General features: G+C 57.9%; 16 protein-coding genes and 1 pseudogene. 15 read left to right on the forward strand and 2 right to left on the reverse strand.

Annotated features, from left to right (window positions below):
• Positions 1-197 (forward strand): annotated as a pseudogene (locus VE23_RS27100) (polysaccharide biosynthesis protein); the annotation flags it as partial.
• 394 nt (positions 198-591) lie between these two features.
• Here the strand turns inward: VE23_RS27100 and VE23_RS26595 are convergent.
• Positions 592-990: a hypothetical protein gene (locus VE23_RS26595; RefSeq protein WP_157053982.1), complete on the reverse strand. Its 399-nt coding sequence runs from the start codon at positions 988-990 to the stop codon at positions 592-594.
• Between the two features lie 383 nt (positions 991-1,373).
• Here VE23_RS26595 and mazG point away from each other — a divergent pair, with 383 nt between their 5' ends.
• The 14 genes from mazG (at position 1,374) to VE23_RS17020 (ending at position 13,308) form a co-directional block, all read left to right on the forward strand.
• The gene (mazG, locus tag VE23_RS16955) at positions 1,374-2,915 is read left to right on the forward strand and encodes a nucleoside triphosphate pyrophosphohydrolase (RefSeq protein WP_049868631.1); all 1,542 of its coding nucleotides are present in this window, start codon (positions 1,374-1,376) and stop codon (positions 2,913-2,915) included.
• A gap of 230 nt (positions 2,916-3,145) precedes the next feature.
• Positions 3,146-3,448 (forward strand): HU family DNA-binding protein, encoded by a 303-nt coding sequence (locus VE23_RS16960; RefSeq protein ID WP_159442458.1) that lies wholly within the window; start codon positions 3,146-3,148, stop codon positions 3,446-3,448.
• 1 nt (position 3,449) lies between these two features.
• A complete protein-coding gene (locus VE23_RS16965) occupies positions 3,450-3,731 on the forward strand; it encodes an RNA-binding S4 domain-containing protein (protein ID WP_021881315.1) in 282 nt (93 codons plus the stop codon).
• Positions 3,732-3,973: 242 nt separating this feature from the next.
• Positions 3,974-4,927, forward strand: coding sequence for an ABC transporter permease (locus VE23_RS16970; RefSeq protein ID WP_157053983.1), 954 nt, complete (start codon positions 3,974-3,976; stop codon positions 4,925-4,927).
• Positions 4,917-5,885, forward strand: coding sequence for an iron chelate uptake ABC transporter family permease subunit (locus VE23_RS16975; protein ID WP_049868633.1), 969 nt, complete (start codon positions 4,917-4,919; stop codon positions 5,883-5,885). The genes VE23_RS16970 and VE23_RS16975 overlap by 11 nt, the downstream gene beginning before the upstream one ends.
• The gene (locus tag VE23_RS16980; RefSeq protein WP_048748408.1) at positions 5,882-6,640 is read left to right on the forward strand and encodes an iron ABC transporter ATP-binding protein; all 759 of its coding nucleotides are present in this window, start codon (positions 5,882-5,884) and stop codon (positions 6,638-6,640) included. The genes VE23_RS16975 and VE23_RS16980 overlap by 4 nt, the downstream gene beginning before the upstream one ends.
• Positions 6,641-6,686: 46 nt before the next feature.
• Positions 6,687-7,694, forward strand: coding sequence for a siderophore ABC transporter substrate-binding protein (locus VE23_RS16985; RefSeq protein WP_049868634.1), 1,008 nt, complete (start codon positions 6,687-6,689; stop codon positions 7,692-7,694).
• A gap of 145 nt (positions 7,695-7,839) precedes the next feature.
• A complete protein-coding gene (yabP, locus tag VE23_RS16990; RefSeq protein ID WP_048748410.1) occupies positions 7,840-8,124 on the forward strand; it encodes a sporulation protein YabP in 285 nt (94 codons plus the stop codon).
• Complete coding sequence (gene yabQ, locus VE23_RS16995; RefSeq protein ID WP_232316982.1) at positions 8,121-8,729, forward strand: spore cortex biosynthesis protein YabQ; 609 nt, start codon at positions 8,121-8,123, stop codon at positions 8,727-8,729. Before yabP ends, yabQ begins: the two co-directional genes overlap by 4 nt.
• Before the next feature lie 59 nt (positions 8,730-8,788).
• On the forward strand, positions 8,789-9,070 hold the full coding sequence (locus VE23_RS17000; protein ID WP_021881321.1) for an FtsB family cell division protein: 282 nt from the start codon (positions 8,789-8,791) through the stop codon (positions 9,068-9,070).
• A gap of 166 nt (positions 9,071-9,236) precedes the next feature.
• Positions 9,237-9,815 carry a S1 domain-containing RNA-binding protein gene (locus VE23_RS17005; RefSeq protein ID WP_049868635.1) on the forward strand — a complete coding sequence of 193 codons (579 nt, stop codon included), beginning with the start codon at positions 9,237-9,239 and terminating at the stop codon, positions 9,813-9,815.
• Between the two features lie 275 nt (positions 9,816-10,090).
• Positions 10,091-10,669: a type IV pilus modification PilV family protein gene (locus VE23_RS17010; protein ID WP_049868636.1), complete on the forward strand. Its 579-nt coding sequence runs from the start codon at positions 10,091-10,093 to the stop codon at positions 10,667-10,669.
• Positions 10,653-11,216 carry a PulJ/GspJ family protein gene (locus tag VE23_RS17015; RefSeq protein WP_048746268.1) on the forward strand — a complete coding sequence of 188 codons (564 nt, stop codon included), beginning with the start codon at positions 10,653-10,655 and terminating at the stop codon, positions 11,214-11,216. The genes VE23_RS17010 and VE23_RS17015 overlap by 17 nt, the downstream gene beginning before the upstream one ends.
• Entirely contained in the window at positions 11,188-13,308 is a 2,121-nt protein-coding gene (locus VE23_RS17020) for a hypothetical protein (protein WP_157053984.1), read from the forward strand. The genes VE23_RS17015 and VE23_RS17020 overlap by 29 nt, the downstream gene beginning before the upstream one ends.
• 204 nt (positions 13,309-13,512) lie before the next feature.
• Here VE23_RS17020 and VE23_RS17025 read toward each other — a convergent pair whose 3' ends face one another.
• Entirely contained in the window at positions 13,513-18,783 is a 5,271-nt protein-coding gene (locus VE23_RS17025) for a DUF5057 domain-containing protein (protein WP_049868638.1), read from the reverse strand.
• Positions 18,784-18,790: the final 7 nt, after the last annotated feature.

Here is an 18,790-nt window from a genome sequence, read left to right on the forward strand (position 1 = left end):
CGCTGCTCGCCGGCGCGCTGCCGCCGCGTCTGCTCGCCGCGGCGCTCACGCTCGCCGGCGTGCTGGCCGGCGGCGCGGCTTATGCCGCCGCCCTGCTTCGGCTGGGCGGCGTCAGCGCAGCGGAGCTTCGCCAGCTGCCAGGCGGCGAGGCGCTTGAAGCCAGGCTGCGCCGCCTGAAGCTTCTGCCTCCGGCCTGAAGCTACTCCTTGGCTGCACCCGAAGCCAAGCTCAACTGCTGAAGCTTTTGTCTCTAAATATACCGTTGCTGCTCAAACGGCAGGCTTCCTCAATGGCGGCCAAGCACTCAAAAATGAGCTGCATAAGCGTTCCAAGAGAAACGGCTTTCAGGCCTACAGCATGTTGGTCAGTTATTATTTTCATACACCTATTTCTGACGAAGACCTATTTCTGACGAAGATTCATCCTCACAGGAATTGATTCATAGACTCATAGACTCATAGAAATATTCAGGAGCAACTCGACTGCACGGAATACAACATTTTGACGGATATCGGACATAGGATCCGTTATTTGCCCTTAAAATTGGTTTTTCGCAGATTATCGGACATAGGATCCGTTATTTGTGAACTTTTATCCAGATAACGAGAGTGGAGAAGGAAATAGCGGAACCAATGTCCGATAGCCCGGCAGGCCGGCACAAAAACGGTCAAATAGCGGAACCAATGTCCGATAGCCCGGCAGGCCGGCACGAAAACGGTCAAATAGCGGAACCAATGTCCGATAGCCCGGCAGGCCGGCACAAAAACGGTCAAATAGCGGAACCAATGTCCGATAGCCCGGCAGGCCGGCACGAAAACGGTCAAATAGCGGAACCAATGTCCGATAGCCCGGCAGGCCGGCACAAAAACGGTCAAATAGCGGAACCAATGTCCGATAGCCCGGCAGGCCGGCACGAAAACGGTCAACTAGCGGAACCAATGTCCGATAGCCCGGCAGACGGGCACCAAAACGGTCAACTAGCGGAACCAATGTCCGATAGCCCGGTAGACGGGCACCAAAACGGTCAACTAGCGGAACCAATGTCCGATAGCCCGGGAGGCCGGCACAGAAACGGTCAACTAGCGGAACCAATGTCCGACAGCCCGGGAGCAGCGCGCAATCCCTCCATCCTCAAGCCCCTCTATACGCCAATTCCCTCCGCCGATTCCGCATTATTCCTGCCCAAAACCGGGTTTGAGGTTAAAATATCCTTATTTTCGGCCTCTGGAACCGGTCCGGCTTGCTTCCGGGGCTCGGGACAAGTAAAGTCAGAGGAGGGCCAAGCGCATGCGGAAGCCGCCCTTACCGGGGCCTCAGCTTCTTCCTGCCTCATAGAGCGCTCTTCTTCGTCCCAAAAGGAGGCATTCACAGCCATGACATCCGGATCATCCAGCCTGCCGGGAGCGGCTGAACACATAACGGCCCGGCCGTCCATCACCGTAGCCGGTCTCGGCACAGGCGACGCGGACCAGCTGACGCTGGGCATATGGCGGAGGCTGCAGGCAGCGGCCAAAGTCTATGTCCGCACCGAGAAACATCCTATGATGAGCATGCTTCGCGAGCAAGGCATCGCCGTGGAGCCGTTCGACCGGTTCTACGAGGAATCGGAATCATTCCCGGAGGTGTATGACCGGATCGTCTCCGAGCTGGCTTCCCTGGCCAAAGCGGACTTCGAATCGTCCGGCTCCGGCATCCTGTATGCCGTGCCCGGCCACCCGATGGTCGCCGAGCGCACAGTGCAGCTGCTGAGGGAGATTTGTCCGCAGGAGAATATCGAGCTGACCGTGCTCGGCGGCGAGAGCTTCCTCGACATGGCCTTCACACGGCTCGGCTTCGATCCGATCGAGGGCTTCCAGCTGCTCGATTCGGCGGAGCTCAAGACATCGATGCTGCGGCCGCAGCTGCATACGCTGATCGGGCAGGTCTACGATGCCTTCACCGCGTCGGACGTCAAGCTGACGCTGATGGAGCGGTATCCGGAGGACCACCCGGTCGTCATCGGGCACGCGCTCGGGGTGCCGGGCGAGGAGCGCATTCTCACCGTGCCTCTGTACGAGCTCGACAGGGGCCAGGAGTACGGCAACCTGAGCCTGGTCTACATACCGGCCAGCTTCGATGAGCGGCTGCAGAACCGCAGCTTCGACAGGCTGCATGAGATTGTCTCCATTCTGCGCAGTCCCGGGGGCTGTCCGTGGGATCGGGAGCAGACGCATCAGTCCATCCGCAAGAACTTCATCGAAGAGCTGTACGAAGCGCTCGAAGCGATCGACCAGGATGATCCCGACGGCATGCGCGAGGAATTCGGGGACGTCATCCTGCAAGTCATGCTTCACAGCCAGATGGAAGAGGAGGCCGGGGCGTTCAACGTCTACGACGTCATCCAGGAGCTGAACGAGAAGCTCGTGTTCCGCCATCCTCATGTGTTCGGGGATGCGGGAGCTTCGGATTCCGGAGAGGCGCTCGCCAGCTGGGAACGCATGAAAGCCGAGGAGAAGCGGATCAAAGGCAGGGACGGGGACCGCGTCTCCGTACTGGACGGTATTCCGCAGGATCTCCCCGCGCTTATGCGCGCTTACAAGCTCCAGAAGAAAGCCTCCAAGGTCGGCTTCGACTGGGACGAGCTCGGTCCGGTCTTCGCCAAGATCGAGGAGGAGCTTCGCGAGGTGCGGGAGGCTGCGGCGCTTGGAGACAAGGACGCCCAGGCCGGCGAGCTCGGCGACCTGCTCTTCGCGGTCGTCAATGCGGCCCGTTTCCTGGATGCGGATCCCGAAGAGGCGCTGGCCCGCACGAACGCCAAATTCCGCAGCCGCTTTCTCTATATTGAGGAGCAGCTCCGTATAAACGGCAAATCTTTTGACCAGACTGATCTACTAGAAATGGATCGCTGGTGGGATGAAGCGAAGAAGAAAGGTTAATAGGTTCCGTTCGACCCTATTCGCCGCTTCTCGACCCTTTTCCGCAAAAAAATTTGGGCAGGCAGCAGGATTTATCCGTTCTCGAGACGAATACGTTACCCTCGTAAAATTTTCTCTCATGCTCCTGGGCACCGCTTGCGGGAGAGAAGGCAAGAAGCGGCAGGAAGCCGCCGCTTGTCCGTCAATAAGGGAACGGCTGCTGCTTGCGCAGGGCAGCTGTCGCACTTTACATGAACATCCATTATCGGGAGGAAATCACAATGAACAAGAACGACCTGATCAACAGCATCGCAACGAAAAGCGGCCTGACCAAGCGCGACGTAGAATCCGTACTCAACAGCTTCCTCGGCGAAGTGACCGACGCCCTGGCATCCGGCGACAAAGTCCAACTGATCGGCTTCGGCACGTTCGAAACCCGCACGCGCTCCGGCCGCACCGGCCGCAACCCGCAAACGGGCCAAGAAATCACGATTCCGGAATCCAAAGTTCCGGCATTCAAAGCCGGCAACAAACTGAAAGAAGCCATCAAGTAAATTGCGCCTGGACAAATTCCTCAAGGTCTCCCGGCTCATCAAGCGGCGCACGGTCGCCAAGGATGTGTCGGAGCAAGGCCGGGTATGGGTGAACGGCCGCGAAGCCAAGCCGAGCAGCTCGGTCAAAGCCGGCGATGAGCTGCGCATCCAGTACGGGCAGAAGTACATCACCGTCCGCATCGAGCGGACGGCGGAGACGACCCGCAAGGACGAGGCTGCGACGATGTACACCTTGCTCAAGGAAGAAGCGCGCGAGCGGGAGGATGACGGCCTCGGCTTCTAGCCGGGATTCCCGAGTCCTCCCCGCCGCGGGCGCAAATGAATAAGCCGATTCGAATGCAGGCCATCTGCATTCGGGTCGGCTTTTTTGTCATGTTGTCAAGAAAACTTGGGATACTCGCTATTAAAGGGTTGACTCGACGAATGGGCTTTATTATAGTAAACAAGGGGGTAAGTGATAATGATTATCATTCTTATACAACTAAAAGATTTACACCTACATAGGCCTATGGAGAGATGCAGCCGGTGAGAATGGCCATTCTTTTGCCGCTGCTGGTCATTCTGTCTTTTACCTCCCTGTTTATCGGCGTGCAGCAGCTGTCTCTGACCGACCTGTTCTCCCTTACGGCCGACCAGAAGGAGCTCATCTGGATCAGCCGGATGCCGAGACTGGTCAGCCTGATCATCGCCGGCATGAGCCTCAGCATCGCCGGCCTCATCATGCAGCAGCTCAGCCGCAACAAGTTCGTCTCCCCTTCGACGTCGGGAACGATGGAGGCCGCAGGGCTAGGCCTGCTCGTCGCGCTGCTGGTATTCGACAGTGCGAGCATGATGCAGAAGATGGCGGTCAGCTTCGCCTTTGCCTTGGCCGGAACCTTCGTCTTCATGCAGATGCTGGAGAAGATCAAGTTCAAGGACGCGGTGTTCATTCCGCTTGTCGGACTTATGTTCGGAGGCGTGCTGGCCAGCGTGACGACCTTCTTCGCGTACAAATACGATCTCATCCAGAGCGTGAATTCCTGGATGCAGGGAAGCTTCTCCGGCGTGCTGAGAGGCCGCTACGAGCTGCTTTACATCAGCGTGCCGGCCACGATCGCGGCCTATCTGTTCGCCAGCCGCTTCACCATCGCGGGTATGGGCGAGGAATTCTCGGTCAACCTGGGCATCAGCTACCGCAAGATCGTCAACATCGGCCTCATTCTGATCGCATTGATCAGCTCCTCGGTCATCCTGACCGTCGGGTCGATTCCGTTCCTCGGGCTGATCATTCCGAATCTCGTCTCCATCTTCCGCGGAGACAACCTGCAGCGCAACCTGCCGATCACAGCCGTCTTCGGCGCGATATTCGTCATCGGATGCGACATTCTGAGCCGTGTCCTCATCCGTCCCTACGAGCTGCCGATCAGCCTGATCGTCGGCGTTCTCGGCAGCATCATCTTCCTGTACCTCATCATGAGGAGGGATGTATATGCAAGCTGAGGCGTCCCGCGGACTATCCGTGAAGAGCAGGCTTCTGGTGCTGACAGGCTTGGCCGCCGTCATGGCGGCGCTGTTCCTTGCGTACGGGGTGGACGATTGGAGCTACGCCCTCCCGAGAAGGCTCAAGAAAGCGGCGGCGATCGTGCTTACCGGCTTCGCAATCGCCCTGTCGACCGTAATCTTCCAGACGATTACGAACAATCGCATTCTGACGCCGAGCATTATCGGCCTCGATGCGCTCTATAACCTGCTGCAGACGATCATCGTGTACGCATTCGGGGGCATGGCTTTCCTTGTCGTCAACAAGCAGGCGAACTACCTGCTGTCGATTGTTCTGATGATGATCTTCTCGACTCTGCTTTACCGGCTCATGTTCCGCCGCGAGAACAGCAGCATCTATCTGCTGCTGCTCACGGGACTCATCTTCGGGACCTTGTTCCAGAGCGGGTCGTCCTTCATGCAGGCGCTCATCAATCCGGACGATTTCCTGGTCGTCCAGGCCAAGATGTTCGCCAGCTTCAACAACATCGAGTACGATCTGCTGGCGCTTTCCTATGTGCTGATCGGAGCCGTCCTGCTGTGGTACTGGAGGCTGTCCAAGTACATGGACGCGTTGTCCCTCGGCAAGGATCACGCGCTCAATCTCGGCATTCCTTATGAGCGCGTTACACGCCAGCTGCTCGTCATCATCGCGGTGCTGGTCGCCGTATCGACGGCGCTTGTCGGTCCGATCACCTTCCTGGGGCTGCTCGTCGCCAACACGGCCTACCAGTTCCTCGGCACATACCGCCATCCCGCTCTGATAAAGGGCGCGGCGCTCGTCAGCTTCATCGCTCTCCTCGGAGGGCAGTTCCTGGTCGAGCATGTGTTCACCTTCTCGACGACAATCAGCGTCATCATCAACTTTGCGGGCGGAGCGTATTTCCTCTACCTGCTGCTAAAGGAGAATCGAGCGTGATTGAAGCCAGATCCGTATCCAAGAGTTATGCCGGCAAAAAAGTCATCGACGGCGTCTCGGTCTCGATCCGTCCGGGGACAATCACCTCGTTCATCGGTCCGAACGGCGCAGGCAAGAGCACGCTGCTGTCGATGATGACCCGCCTGATGGCGCATGACGAGGGCGAGGTTCTCGTGGAGGGCAGGCCGATCGGCTCCTGGGACAACAAGGAGCTGGCGAAGAAGCTCTCCATTCTCAAGCAATCCAATCATATCAATGTCCGGCTTACCGTCCGGGAGCTGGTCAGCTTCGGCCGCTTTCCTTACTGCCAGGGCCGTCTTCGCAAGGAAGACTGGGCTTACGTCGAGGAGGCCATCGATTATATGGAGCTCGGTCCGATGCAGCATAAGTACATCGACCAGCTGAGCGGAGGACAGCGGCAGCGCGCGTATATCGCGATGGTCGTCGCCCAGAACACGGAGTATATCTTCCTCGACGAGCCGCTCAACAATCTGGACATGAAGCATGCCGTCGGCATCATGCATGTCCTGCGCCGCCTGGTGGAGGAGAAGGGGAAGACGGTCATTCTCGTCATTCACGACGTCAATTTCGCCAGCTTCCACTCGGATCATATCGTCGCTCTCAAGGACGGAAAGGTTGTCCGGGAAGGCACGACATCAACGATCGTCACGCAGGAAGTGCTCAAGGAGCTGTACGGGATGGATGTTCCGATCCAGGAAGTGGACGGCAGGCGGGTATGCGTTTATTTCGGCTGAAGAAGCAAGCGAAAATTCCAACTATGACGATATGGGGGTAACACCTATGAAAAAGATGAAATGGCTCTCCTTGGCTGCGGTCATGGTGCTGACGCTGGTGCTGTCGGCATGCGGCTCCTCGAATTCCAACAACGGCGGCAGCGCGTCTCCAGCTCCAGCGGCTTCTCCCGATGCGAGCCCGGCAGCCAATGCAGGCGGCGAAGCGGCGGACGGGGGCACGGTCACAATCAAGCACAAGCTCGGCGAAGCCACCATTGCGAAAAATCCGCAGAAGATCGTCGCCTTCGACTTCGGCTCTCTCGATACGCTGGACGCGCTCGGCCTGGAGGCGAATATCGCGGGCGTTCCCGCGACAAGCCTTCCTGCTTACCTGGAAAAGTACAAGAGCGGCCAGGTTGCGAACGTAGGCGGACTGAAAGAGCCCGACTTCGAGAAGATCAACTCCGTCAAGCCCGACCTGATCATCATCAGCGGACGCCAGCAGGACTCTTATGAAGAATTCAGCAAGATCGCTCCGACGCTGTTCGTCGAGCTCGACCAGACCGATTATTTCAACTCCTTCTCCAGCAACGTGAAGATGCTGGCAAGCCTGTTCGGCAAGGAAGCCGATGCAGATGCGAAGCTGGCCGAGATCAAGACGAGCGTGGATGCCGTAAATGAAAAAGCGAAGGCAGACGGCAAAAAAGGCCTCATCGTTCTGGCTGCCGGCGGCAAGCTGAGCGCATACGGCGTCGGCTCTCGCTTCGGCATCATCCATGACGCCATGGGAGTAGAAGCTGTAGATCCGACGCTGAAGGTTGAAACGCACGGCCAAAGCATCACATCCGAGTTCATCGGGGAGAAAAACCCGGATTATCTGTTCGTCATCGACCGCGATGCGGCTCTGGGCGAAGGAGATAACGCCAAGGGCGTCATCGAGAACGAACTCGTGAACAAAACAAATGCGGCCAAGGAAGGCAAAATCATCTACCTGAACCCGCAATACTGGTATCTTTCCGGCGGCGGCCTTCTGTCCGTATCCGAAATGGTCAAAGAAGTCCAAGCCGGCATTTAAGGCCCGGACAAGGCATACAATAAAGTTCGGGAAGCATCTGTTTCAACTCTCCGGCAGGAGGTTAATGATGCTTACCCCCCACTCCTATAGGTTCTAAAACTCGTCCCCTCCTAATAAGCATAGGCTTATAAGGAGGGGACGAGGCATGATTGAACCTGTAAAAGGGCAGAAGCGGCAAGAGGTCAAGATGCTCAACCGCAAGCTGCTGGAGATAACGGGCGTACTCAACGTCGAAAGCTTCGACAACGAGGAGTTTTTGCTCGAGACCGAGCTTGGCTTTCTAGCCATTCGAGGCCAGAATCTGCATATGAAGCATCTCAGCCTGGAGCAAGAGCTCGTCGCGATCGAAGGGCTTGTCCATTCTCTCGCCTACCTGGATGGAAGCCAGAGCGTCAAATCCAAGGGATTATTCGGGAAGATCTTCAAGTGACGCTGGACACCCAAGGCTGGACGCTGGCCATGATGATGGCGACAGGCCTGCTGATGGGAGGCGTGTTCGACGGATACCGGGTCGTATCCCATGAGCTTCGCTTTCCCCGGTGGATTTTGCCTGTGCTGGATATCGGCTATTGGCTCGCGGCGGCGCTGGCCGCCTTCCGGATTTTGTACGCCAGCAACAACGGCGAGGTGCGGGCGTATGTATATCTCGGAATCCTGATCGGGATCTGCTTTTACTTTCTGGCCCTGAGCGGGACGGTCATTGCGCTTGTCCGCTGGCTCATCCGCGCGACCAGAGCGGTCATACGCTTTTTGCTGCGCTGCATGGATCTGCTGCTGATCCGGCCTGTCATAGGCATCTACCGGATTCTTCGGGTTTTGGCCGGATTTTTGGCCGTCTTTTCTATTTTCATCCTGAAGATTGTGCTACAATTGTTGCGACCGCTCGCCAAATTGATTCTCTGGATGATCCGCCCGCTGACTCGGCCGCTGCTTTCTTGGCTGCAGGGGATGATGATTCGCTGGAAGGTGCAGGAGACTGCCCGCCGCGTGTCGAATGGATTCATTCAGGCTTGGAAGAGGCTTTTCCGCAAGTGATTGGAATGCTTTCCGGTCCTTCAAGCCTTAATCTACACGATGGAACGGGAGGAAATCACGTGACGGATGGTTCGCGCAGAAGATACAAGCTATGGCTTCTGTTCATGACGGTAGTTCTAGCGTGGGCAGGGTATACCCTGTTCTCTCAAATGCAGGCTCAGGCCGCGACCCGGGAGCGTCTCGGAACTTCGGAGGCCCGTCTGGCGGAAATACAGAAAACGACGAAAGAGCTGCAGGCCAAGATCAAGCAGCTCAACGACCCGGAATACATCGCTCAGCTGGCAACCAAACAGCAGGGACTCGTGAAGCCCGGGGAGCAGCTTATACAGCCGAATGACTGAGAACCCGCAGGGCAGCAGGGAAGCGGGCTCGCGTCTGTTGACCTTGCTTTTGCGATTACGCTATAATTGATTCAAGCGTGCCCTTCCGCGGGAGGGTCGGCATGAACGGCCCCATGGGCGGCAGATCATGCTTCGCACATACTTTTAGGGAGGAACATTTTATTTTATGGCAATAGAAGTGGGCGCCAAATTACAGGGCAAAGTGACAGGCATTACTCATTTTGGGGCATTCGTCGATTTGTCGGGGGGTGTCACCGGCCTCGTACACATCTCCGAGATTGCCGATAATTACGTGAAGGACGTCAAGGACCATTTGAAGCTGGAGGACGTGGTGACGGTCAAAGTCATCAACATCGACCAAGGCGGCAAAATCGGTCTGTCCATCAAGCAGGCGATTGACCGGCCGGAAGGCAGCGCGCCACCTGCTCGCGAGCGCTTCAACCGCGAAGGCGGATCCGGCGGCCCAGGCGGCGGATTCGGACGCGGCCCAGGCGGACCTGGAGGTCCAGGCGGCGCCGGACGCGGTCCGGGCGGCGGTGGAGGCTTCGGCGGCGGAGGCCGTGGACCTGGAGGCGGCGGCGGAGGCCGTCCGTTCAACAAGTCCGGCGCAGGACGTCCTGCTTTTGGCAAGCCCTCCTTTGAGGATAAGATGTCCCGTTTCCTAAAAGACAGCGAAGAACGGATCTCGTCGCTCAAGAAGAATACCGAAGGCAAACGCGGCGGACGCGGAGCCAAGCGGGTCTAACAGCAATTGGACGGATAGACCCCGGAGAACAGAGCCCTTATTGGGGCTCTGTTTTTTTTTGCGTTTCGAGGGCTTTAGAGATGCTTCGGTTTCCCGTTCTAGGGGATGGCGACTAGAATTTTGGATTTGCAGCGACAGCCTATCGGCATGGCAATGAATACTGAGCCCTTAGACCCTATAAAGTTCCCTTGTTTATTCCAAAAGACCTAACGGAGGCTCCCGATTCTGACGATGATAGGGAATATAGCATCAACCAGATTGCGGAGGTTATCATCATGCGCAAACCAGGCGGCAGCGGGGGAGAAGAAGGATTCACTCTGGTCGAAATCATGGCCTCGATCGTGATTCTGTCGGTCGTTTCGTTGACGCTGAGCGGGTTTTTCATTCAAGCGATGTCTTATTCCAAGCACAACCAGAGCAAGACGATCGCCGTTCAGCTCGGGCGCAACGCGCTCTCTTATCTTCAGAAGCAGCCTTTCCAGCCGCTCAAGGATTATCTCTCCAAGGCGGAGGACGGCGCTTCGCTCCGGATTCTAAGCGGCGAAGCCTGTTCAAGTCCATCCGGAAAGGAAGCATGCCAAGGACTGGCGAAAAATCCGGCCGTCCTCCAGCAGGTGCTGCATCCTGACATCAACGGAGTACGGTATACCGTGTCGGTCCGTTATCAGGAGAGCCTTGCTCCCGGACTCCAGCTGACCCCGGACGAGCTGGATGAAATTCGCAAGGGCGATGGAACGCAAAGCCGGATCGACCGATACCTGCTGCCTGTCATCGTGACGGTGGCTCCGTATTCGGGAAGTCCCGGCGATAGCGTGGAAGTGGAGGGGTATTTGACCGATGAAACGATTCGTTGACCGTCTCCGCAAGGAGGACGGAGGGTTTACGCTGATCGAGCTGATCGCCGCTCTCAGCCTGCTGTCGGTTGTCCTGGGCGTTATCTACGCGACGATTACGTTCGGGATGAGCTCCTATGAGCGGGTGAAGATTCAGAATTCCTTGCGCGATGAAGGCGATCTGGCCATGACGGCCATTATGACCAAGCTGTATGCATACGGTCCGGCCAAGCTGGCGCAGCTGGATGCCGGCAGCGGCGTCAGGCTGATTCCCGCTTTTGCAGAAACGCAAGCGGAAGTCGTCCGTATCGGCAAGGATGCCAATGGCAAAGGAACGTTGTTTATAGGGAAAAATCCAGCCGTGCTCGAAGAGACGGATTCCGGAGACGCTTTGGATCTGACGTCTTCGCTCGTGACAGAGGGAGAAGCCTCCTCCTCCATCCTTCTGGGCTGCGAGGACGGAGGCAAGGAATGCGCCAGCGGCCTGCTGACGATCCGATTGAGATTGCTGCAATCATATGGGGGGAGGGATTACACGCTTGATTTGGAGAGCCGGTTCGGATTCTAGAAGGCGTGCCCTTCACCTAAGCGACGATAGGGGTTCGTCGCTGCTGCTCGTCGTCTTTCTTATTCTCCTGCTTACCATGCTCGGAGTGGCCGTGCTGGGAGCCGCCCTTGGAGGGGCGATGCGGACGGAGCGCAGCGAGGAGAACGTGCAGAGCCTTCATCTGGCCCAGAAGGGGCTGGACGAGGCGATCGCCGCCATCTATGAGAGGTTCAACAACCGGACCATCGATCCCGATGATCTCGGCAACCAGCTGACGAGCTTTACGAAAAGCTTCAACGAGCAGCTTGGAGATATGAAGGGCGGCAGCAAGCTTGATGCGGCGGCCCCGCCATTTTACCAGGTTGTCAGCGTACGCTGCACAAAAGAAGAAGAGGGGTCGGGGCGCTGCCTTCCTCCAGGATCGGGCGGCGCTGCGGCGGATTATCAATACTCGCTGACTGTGACGGCCGAAGCTCAGGTTGATGGAGCCCTACGCCGGCTGCAGCAGGTCATCGTCCTCGATACGTATCCGGACTTTCTGAAGTACGCATTCGGTTCGGAAGGCCTGCTGACGGTTCACGGCGCGCCTTATTTTATGGGCAATCTGTATGCCGGCCAAGGCTTAAGGATGAACGATGCCGCAGAGTTCATTTATCAGTCGGTAGAGCGGACGCAGAAGTCGCAGTTCATGTATCTGAAGCCGAAGCTCGGCGTGAATGGGAATCCGGTCGACGGTTCCGGCAGATTGATTACCGGCAATCCGCAAAATCTTTATTATGGCTATGGCCCCACATATGGAAGCGGAGTTCCCGGCGGGTACATTCCTTTCTACGACAAAAGCTTGAATGGGACCATCACGTCCGCGGAGAAGGCGGTTACGCATGGGCTTGCAGATGTCATTGATCCGATGCCGGCTCAGAAATTCGTGTCCATCGACGTGCTGAGCTCCTTCTTGGACAAGGTGGGCGATTCGCTCGGAGACCGGAGCGCGAGGGGAGAGCTGGCGTACAGACAGGATCGGACGGTTATTCAAAATGTCTATGCCGCCGGGCAGGCGCCGGGTTTGGTCACGAAGCTGCGAAAAGATTATGCCGGCTCCTATGAGGACTTGAAGAGCATGCCGCCGCTTCCGCTAGAACCCGTTATGCCCGATATTCTTCTTCAACCGCCGCCTCAGGAGCCGAATCCCGCTCCAGATGCGGGAGATGCGGCGGAAGGCGGAACGGGGACCGGAATCCCGGTCGCTGAAGCTCCAGCAGATCCGGCTTGGGACGAGTATGAGGCCGCTCTCGCAGAGTATCAGCAGATGCTGGAGACGTACAACCAGGAAATGGATGATTATAACCGTAAAATCGATGTGCTCGGGGGCAAGCTGGCCACGATAGGAATGAGAACCGAAACCGTGAAGCGTCCCTCCTCAGCGATTATCGACGGTCCCCTGGTGCTCGGTCCCAACTTGAAATCGATCGACTTCGCCAATAAAGGGCGCAGCAACTGGCTGATCGTAAACGGCGATCTTATTCTTCAAGGGAATAAGGAGGATGCCGCCGACAAGCTGCGGCTGCGGGGCAATCTGCTCGTGACAGGCAATGTCGAGATTTCAGGCCAGGTAGATGTGGATGCCACCATCTTGGCGCTGGGACGCACCGATATACGCGACGCGGCGATCCGGGGATTGAAGCTCTCGGGAGATACAAGCAAAAGGGAGCTCGTGCTCATCGGTCTCGGACCTATCGGCCTGTACCGGGTCGATTCGTTCCAGCGGCTGGACGAGCAGGGGTACGATTCGGCGGCGGAGCGCGAGCGCCAGGTGCTGGACGCATTCTTGTACACGGACAGCTCGGCGAGCCTATATGGGGTCGGCAGCGCTTTCTGGCTGAACGGCGGCTTCTTTTCCAAAGGCAATCTGACGCTCAATGCGACTCTCGGCTCCACGACAGAGAATGCTGCCGAGGGCAGGCTGATCTTTGCGGAGCAATCAGGCTTGAATGAGAAGCAGGCGCGTTTCATCATCGAATACAACGATCAAGTCTTTGCCCATCAGAATGTCGCTCTGCCGCGAGTGAACAAGGTCCGGCTGACGACGGGACCGCTGAAGCTGCTGAAGCATTGAGAGAACGGACAGAAAAGAACCCGGAAGGCTCGCTGCCTTCCGGGTTCTTTGGTATTTGGGAGATTCGTTGGCTCTGCAGACCTTTTATTCCATCGGGATGATCGCGATAGCGATTGGAAGCAGCGGCTCCCATGTTCAGCCGGGGTCTCAGCTTGGTTCCCGCTCCACCGGAATATCAGGCAGCGGCTCTGCCAGCGGCATCAATTAATACCGGTCGCCGGCCGGAGCGGATACGGTCACCTGGACGCTGCGCTTGATGCCGGTGTTTCCGTATGTTGCGGTCAATGTGGCCGATCCTCTATTTTTGGCTTTGACCAAGCCGTTCTCGACGGCAGCGACATTGACATTGCTGCTCGTCCAGACGAGCTGGGAGCTGACCCGCTCGAAGTAGGACTTGTCCGGCAGCACGGTCAGAACCTTGTCGAGTCCCTTGGTGTCATTCTGGGTCATGGCTAGCGTTTGCGGCAATCGATAATCGACAACGGCCATGGTTTTGGTTTTGAACGGAACGTAGCCTGCGTTCAAGGCAATCTGTGCCTTCAGCGTCACGGAGCCGGGCGACAGGCCGGTTATAGCCGCATGATTGCTGTCCGGAGTTATGCGGACCCTCGTCTCGCCCGATGAGACCAGCCATTGCAGCTTGCCTAGCGGAAGGGATTCTCCAGCTGCCCAGCTTGCCGTCGCTGTCGTGGATTGGCCGACAAGCAGCAGATCGCCGATGCCGGCAATCTGGAGCTGAGGCTCCAATACGGTTACGGCCAATTCGCGTCTAATCGTTCCTCCGGTTTCAAGATTGGCCTGATATCGGGCTTGAATGGTGGCAGTACCCTTGCCGACGGCCGTCAAGACGCCATTGTCGTTGACTTGAACAACATTGGCGTTGCTGCTTGTCCAGCTGATATCCGGGACAATTGTGGAAGCCTGGGCATTCGGCATGACGCTCAGGCCGTTGTCTTTGAGAGACAGCTTTTCTCCCTTAATCATCGGAGAGAGCTCCTCCAGCCTGAAATCGACAACGGTAAACGTCTTGGTTGCGCTCGCCGGCGCTGCATCTTCATCCGATAAAGGCACGGATGCTTGGACCTGTACGGTTCCGGGCGCCTTTGCCGTCAGCGAGGCTTGTCCCGGATGGCCGGCGGAAGGATTCAGGCTGGCCGTCGAATCGGAGCCGCTAGCCAAGGACCAGCTCAAGCCATCCATCGAGCGGCCGTTCTCCGGGTCCATCCATCCGGCTTGGAGGGTCAGCGACTGTCCTGGCGCAAGTCGATCCGCAGGGGCATCGAGGCTGAGCTGCGGTGCTTGGACCGTTACCGTCAAGCTGCGGGTGATCAGCCCGCCTGCCGCTCCGTTAGCCCGGTAGGATGCCGTCAGCGTCGCTATGCCCTCATTTAAGCCCGTGAGGCTGTAGCCGTCTTTGGGGCTGGCTGCGACTTTCGCAATGGAGCTGTTGCTGCTCGTCCATACGATGCCGGCAAGGATATCGGCTTTCAAGCTATCGGGATTCGCTTCCTGAATCAGTGAATTCAAGCTGGCAAGCCGATCTCCTTTGCTCATTCGATATGCATCCTTGGTTTGGAAGTCCACAATGGCAAAAGATCTCGATGCTTCCGTAGTGTAGGCTTCGCTCATAGGGAGCGATGCCTTGAGCGTGCCGGTTCCGGGCTTTAGCGCGGTCAGCTCAAGGCTGGATGGAGCTGACCGCTCCGTTTTAGCCAAGCTTGAAGGGGCGGATTCCAGCGACCAGACCAGCTTGGCAAAATCGAGATTTACGGTCGGATTCGATGATCCGACGGCAGCGGTCAGCGATTGGTTGACTGCAATACGGTCATACAGCCCCGACAGCTTGAGTCCGGGATCGATGATGGCGATGTCCTTGTACAGCGTCAGGGCGAATCCCGTTTCCATTCGCAATGCTGCCGAGGCCCGGACCGGATCCGTGGTCGGCTTGAGCGCTGCAAACGATGCCCCTGAAGAGGTCCCGCTGGAGATGGAGCCGCCTTGTCCGGTAGACCAAGCTGCCGAATAGGCGGGCACGCTTGTACTGGACGGCCAACTCACTGTCAGCGGAGTCGTTTCTCCCGGCAGCAGGCTGTTCTTGCCGGACTGGAGCGACGGTGCGGCGGCAATGGAGATATCCATAGTCCGGACGTTCAGCGTGATGATTTCGTTATTGCCAAGCTTTTGACGCGTCTCCAGCCGCAAGATGCCTCTTCCGGCCTGTGATGCGGCCAGCCGCTTGCTTTGAGTCGAGCTGCCGGACAGCGAGGAACCGGCTGCGCCAGCTGTCGGAGTCCATGACCAGAGGTAATCGATCGGCCGCGCGGCCGCGTCCACAGGCTGAACCGATCCCCAGACGCGGGACCACTCGGCAAGATTGTCCCCGGTCACAATGACGGAAGGCCCGCTCAGCCTCAGGTCCGGTTCCGTGACGGCAATCGTGACGGTCTGGCTGGTGTAGGTATGCAGATTGGTTTTTACGGTGGCGGAGACGGCATATTCGCCAGGCTGCGTCGGATACAAAGCGCCGGTCCAGGTTTTATTGTCCGTGCCTTTCTTCTCCTCCACGCCCCTGTCGCCTTCCCTCTGAGGAGTCACCGACCATTCCACTCCCGCGGCGCTTACGATTTCACCGGTTGATTTGAGCAGGGATGCCTGCAGGCCGATCCGGCTGCCGAGCACGTATCGCAGCTGTCCGTCGGCAGTAGCGATCGAAAGGCCCGTCTGGATGACCCGGACCGTCGCCGAGGAGCTGATGCCTGTAATGCCGTCCGTTACGGTAATGACGGAGCTGGAGTTCTCCTTGAGCCCGGTCACCGTGCCGTTGTCGTTGACGATGACGGCATTTGGATTGCTGGATGTCCACGTAAGCCGAGACAGCGTCGCGTCGGCGGGATCATAGGAAGGGAGCAGCTTGTAGCTGTCTCCTTTGCCCAGCTCGGCTCCGGTGATCTCCAGCCTTGTCAGCGGCACGACCGCCTCCAGCGACACCGCATTGAATGAGGCCTCTGAAGCCGTCAGCTGCCCGATGTTGCGGAAGCCGAGCGATGCGGAGCTGAGGGAATAGCTTCCCGTCTGCAAGGCTTTGGCGGTCAGGGAGAAGGTTACGGGGCTCGCCGAGTACAAGGTGCCGGACGCATCCGGCCGGTACTGGATATCGGCCAGATTGCCGCTAATCGTATAGCCCTCGGCCAAGGTGCCGGTTTTGGAGAAGCCGGCCGGGAGGCCGCTCACCTCGATGTTCGCCGGCAGCTTCTCCGTGAAGGTCGGGGAGGCGATGACCATCCGGCTCTCTTCGCCCTGACGGTTCTGCACCGGCTGCGGCAGGATGCGATAGTTCAGCTGAAAATCCTTGCCCCGAACGGCCATCGATTCCTTCAACAGACCATCGATGCTTCTGGAAACCTGGAGATCCGCCGATACGACCCGAATCTTGACCGGGATGACGACCTCCGATTTGGCTCCCTGCTTGTCCTGCACCGAAAATTTGACCTCGATATCTCCGCCCTTCGGGAGAGGATTGGGATACGATTCCGAGATTAGAGCTCCCGAGAGCGCCTGGCTGGACTGGTATTTGGTTTCCGTGACCTTTTTGCCGTCCTTGGTGTAGGTGAATTCGACCTTGGCCTGCAGCTTGCGGTCATTGAGATCCAGATCCTCCGGCGTGAAGCTCACCGGAATGTTCTGATAAGCCGGTATGATGTTGTCGGCGGCCGCGCTGTAGGCGACCGGAAGCTGCACGTTCAGATCGGGCTTGTGGTTGGACCCCATGTAGGCCCGGTACATCGTGTTGACGAACAGCTGCTGCTCCCACTCCGGGAATGTGCTCGCTCCGGTCGTGAAGTTGTGTCCCGTGCCGGAGTAGGTCACGTTGCCCTTGGAGTAGGTGTAGTAGTGGTTGTAGCTGTCCTCGGGATCCCGGATGTTCGAGCCGCTGCCGCCGGTGATGTTGTACCAGGGCACGACGTCGGGATCTTCCAGGTCCAGCATGAAATACTGGTCATGCGTGCTGGCGACCTTGGGCGTCCTTGCCTTGCCGCCCGAGTCGGTGAGCAGATTGAAAGGGAACCGGGTGAGCAGGCCGTCGTTCACGTTCTGCACTGTGGTGGATGCGAGCCTCGCGTTGAGGCCGATATTCGTGTACGTGCCGGTCTGGCCGGTGCTTTTCTTGAAATTGCTCGTCCAGACGTTGTCGGTCGTGCCGCTGCTTATGTAGACGGTGTCGTGGGTGAACATGACGCTCTGGCCCGTCTTGATGAAGGCGTTGACGGCGTCCGCAGCCGGCTGGGAGATGCCGGCGCTGCCGTTGTACGAATCCTTGAAGCCGAAGATCAGCATGTCGTAGCGGCCGCTGATCTTGTCGTAGCTCGTTTCGGAGCCGGCCTTGTTGAAGCTCGTCATGTCGGTCGTTCGGATGGAAATGCTGTAGTCCTCGGACGACAGGAAGCTTTGGGTCAGGACGGAGTTCTGAGTGAGCGCGCTGTACGTGTTGCCGTTGGGCATCACCTGAAGAACGCTGATCTGCGTCAGCTTGTCCCGATAACGGATGACTCCGGACTCGTAATCCTTCAGGCCGCTGTCGGTGTCGACCAGCTCAAGCTTCCAATAGTAGAGGCCGGAGAAGCCGCTCGGCATGCGGAAGCTGAGCTGGCCTGCCGAGCCCGCTGCGTCCGAGGAGGCTACGATCTGATCCGTAACGTAAGGAAGGGAAGAGTCCTGGTTCAGGTACAGATTGGCCCGCAGGCCGGAGCGTGCAGGCTTGTCGTATTGAAACGTCAGCACGTCGCCCGCTCGGTAGATCTTGTCGGGGTTCAGCGTATAGTTGACCGGCGACGATGTCAGCTTGAGCTGCGGACGTTTGTCCAGCAGGCTGATGTATTTGGTCTGGGCCAGAGTGGAGCCTAAATTCTTGAGGCCGTTTGCGTCCAGGTACAGCACATTTTCCCGTTTGCCGGACGGGGTGTTGTAGGGGCTGAATTTTTCATAAAGGACGCCTGGATTGGGAGTTCCGGCCTTGCCTTGATAGAGCAGCCCGTTTTTCGTGGCGCTGTCGCTGTAGAGCAGGACGAGCAGGCCTTTGTTGACGTAGCCGTCAATAAGAGCCTGGGCTTTCAGGCGTGTAATGTCGTTCAGGATATCCTTCGTTTTATGCGCCTTGTCCCGGTCGTCGTTGCTGGTCAGCAGGGCGAGGCTTTCGGGGTTGTATAGTCCCTTGCCGATATAGACCGCATCGTACAGGCCGTCGATGTCGGTCCGCATCGCGACGAACTTCTTCATGGAGAAGGTATCGACCTTGTAGCTGGACCCCAGGCTGAGGTCGGTCGTGCCGGAATCGGTGATTTCCAGGATGCGCCATGGGTCGGCTGCGCTGGCGGCGGAAGCTGTGGAAGGAGCTTGGCCAGGCGGAAGCGGAAGGCATTGGATCAGAAGGAGCAGGATGAGCGAATAAAAGACGAGGGCGCGCCGACGGCGTGTCATGATAAAT

The organism is Paenibacillus sp. D9 (assembly GCF_001188365.1).
GTDB lineage: Bacteria > Bacillota > Bacilli > Paenibacillales > Paenibacillaceae > Paenibacillus_O > Paenibacillus_O humicus.

Bases quoted from the DNA above. Each gene is read 5' to 3' on its own strand.
- VE23_RS17010 (WP_049868636.1), top strand. From the start codon at position 10,091: ATGCGCAAACCAGGCGGCAGCGGGGGAGAAGAAGGATTCACTCTGGTC.
- VE23_RS17015 (WP_048746268.1), top strand. From the start codon at position 10,653: ATGAAACGATTCGTTGACCGTCTCCGCAAGGAGGACGGAGGGTTTACG.
- VE23_RS17005 (WP_049868635.1), top strand. From the start codon at position 9,237: ATGGCAATAGAAGTGGGCGCCAAATTACAGGGCAAAGTGACAGGCATT.
- yabP (WP_048748410.1), top strand. From the start codon at position 7,840: ATGATTGAACCTGTAAAAGGGCAGAAGCGGCAAGAGGTCAAGATGCTC.
- VE23_RS17025 (WP_049868638.1), bottom strand. From the start codon at position 18,783: ATGACACGCCGTCGGCGCGCCCTCGTCTTTTATTCGCTCATCCTGCTC.
- VE23_RS16985 (WP_049868634.1), top strand. From the start codon at position 6,687: ATGAAAAAGATGAAATGGCTCTCCTTGGCTGCGGTCATGGTGCTGACG.
- VE23_RS16960 (WP_159442458.1), top strand. From the start codon at position 3,146: ATGAACATCCATTATCGGGAGGAAATCACAATGAACAAGAACGACCTG.
- mazG (WP_049868631.1), top strand. From the start codon at position 1,374: ATGACATCCGGATCATCCAGCCTGCCGGGAGCGGCTGAACACATAACG.
- VE23_RS16975 (WP_049868633.1), top strand. From the start codon at position 4,917: ATGCAAGCTGAGGCGTCCCGCGGACTATCCGTGAAGAGCAGGCTTCTG.